Annotated in this window: 2 protein-coding genes and 1 pseudogene; 1 reads left to right on the top strand and 2 read right to left on the bottom strand. The window is 66.3% G+C overall.

All coding sequences use genetic code 11. From position 1 onward, the window contains the following. The first annotated feature begins 552 nt into the window (after window positions 1-552). Window positions 553-1,110 carry a GNAT family protein gene (locus AB0C84_RS46035; protein ID WP_361079236.1) on the top strand — a complete coding sequence of 186 codons (558 nt, stop codon included), beginning with the start codon at window positions 553-555 and terminating at the stop codon, window positions 1,108-1,110. 331 nt (window positions 1,111-1,441) lie between these two features. On the opposite strand, the gene AB0C84_RS46040 is transcribed toward AB0C84_RS46035, so the two are convergent. Then, the gene (locus AB0C84_RS46040; protein WP_361079239.1) at window positions 1,442-1,726 is read right to left on the bottom strand and encodes a hypothetical protein; all 285 of its coding nucleotides are present in this window, start codon (window positions 1,724-1,726) and stop codon (window positions 1,442-1,444) included. Continuing rightward, window positions 1,690-2,005: pseudogene (locus AB0C84_RS46045) on the bottom strand (hypothetical protein); the annotation flags it as partial. The pseudogene AB0C84_RS46045 and the gene AB0C84_RS46040, both read right to left, overlap by 37 nt.

Here is a 2,005-nt window from a genome sequence, read left to right on the forward strand (position 1 = left end):
ACCCTGGCGCGGATGCGGTCCATGACCGCCGGGAACTCGGCGTCGCTCCTGGTGCGGATGCGGTCCATGACCGCCGGGAACTCGGCGTCGCTCCTGGTGCGGATGCGGTCCATGATCTTGTCGAAGTCGGACTCGTCCGGCTGGCTCATCGTTGCCTCCGTTAAAGGGATCTGCGTTGACGCGTAATGGCCTTCGGTGACCACCACAGTTGGTGACCGTCCGGACCGATTCCGCAGGCACCACAGGCGGGGCGGCCGGGCATGCGGCCTGGAGGCCGGTCCCGGCCCAGCCACCCCGCGCGCGCCGCTAGACGCTAGAAGGCCGCTCAAGAGCGCGTGAGCCGCCAGCGGGCCCCGAGGACGGTCGCTGGACGCCCCCGGCCCGTTAGAGGACGTCTCAGCGGGTCCCCTGGGGACGCCTTGCAGGATGTCCGGGGACGCGCTGAGACGTCCTCTAGCGCCCGGGGACGTCTAGCGGGTCCAGCCCACATGAGCCCAAAACCCACATTGCGTCGAGGTCGGTCTTGCCCTATGGACGTTAAGCTCCCAACTCGTGTATCCGATCACGGAGAAAGGCGACCGCGTCAGCCTGCGGGAATTCAACCCCGATGACGTTGAGGCCGTCCTGGCGATCTATGGCGCCCCGGAAGCGACCCGGCACCTGAGCTTCGAGCCACGGACCCGCAAGCAGGTCCACGCCACCCTCACCGCCGTGACCAACGCCGCCCAGGCCGAGCCGCGAACCGAGTACTCCCTCGCCGCGGCTTTGACCTCTACCGATGAAGTGATCGGGTTCGCCCGCCTGGCTGTCGATACCCAGCATGCCAGGCAGAACAGCGCCCAGATCGGCTTCGCCCTCCGCCCGAATATCTGGGGTCAAGGGCTTGGCACCCAGACCGTCGAGTTGCTGCTCACACTCGGGTTCAACCAGCTCGGCCTGCATCGTATCTGGGGCGCCCGATCCCCCGACAACACCGTCTCCGACAACCTCATGCGCAGACTCGGCATGATCGTCGAAGGCCGGATCCGCCACCACCTTCTCGTCCGTGGAGCATGGCGGGATTCCATCGTCCACTCGATCCTTGAAGACGAATGGCGGACCACTGGTTGAGTTGATCTGGAGCGCTGTTCCGGAAACGAGGGATAGCGGGACGACCGTGATCAAGGCACGTTTGCCCAGGTCGACTAGTCTTAGAACCCGTCCTGCGACCTCAACATCCGCGAAAAGATCCTGGACGGGTTTCGGGACACGAGGACCCCAAGACTTCAGGATCTGCGGCACGGCCGCGTCGGAACGTCCAGGCCCAGGCTCACAGGCCGTCGGTCCCAAGATCGTCCCGGTGTGGCTTTGAGCTTATGTGGGCTGGACCCGTCTAGCGGACGTCCTCGCTAGACCTAGCGGCACCGCTAGATCGTTGATGGGAGTTTCAGGGAGCCTGTGATCAATGGTCGTAGGCGGTCAGTGATCGCTTGACGGGTGCGCCGGTCAGCCAGTTGTGCCAGATGGCGGCGTTGAGGGCGCAGATGCGCTGGCAGATGCGTGTCCAGAGCCCTTGGGTGGTGCGGGCGGCGTGGCGTTCCAGGCCGAGTTGGTTCTTCAGCGTCCAGATCACCGCCTCGATCCGCTGGCGCAGCCAGCCGGGGAACACCTTCACGGCGGGTTGGGGTTCGTCGTCGCGGACGGGTCGGATCAGGAGGTGGCCAAGGTCGGCGGCGGCCTTTTCCACTCCGGCTCCGGCGAACCCTTGTCGCACACGATCGGGCACGGCCCGGGCGCGGGCGGCTGGACGTGCAGCAGGTGGATCGCCTGCAGCCGCTCGTCCAGCTCTTTGGGGTGGGCCAGGCTGAAGGCGCATACCGCGCCTTCGGTGGTGGTGATCAGCATCAGTTTGGCGCCCCAGTAGAAGGCGTGGTGGGACTTGTCCATGCCGTAGCCGGCGATCTCTCCCAGGGCCGAGCGGTGCACGGTGGTGCGTGAGGCGCCGCAGCGCACCGGGGTGCCGTCC

Origin of the sequence: Actinomadura sp. NPDC048955, assembly GCF_040649435.1 — a bacterium.
In the GTDB taxonomy this organism is placed as follows: domain Bacteria; phylum Actinomycetota; class Actinomycetes; order Streptosporangiales; family Streptosporangiaceae; genus Spirillospora; species Spirillospora luteofluorescens.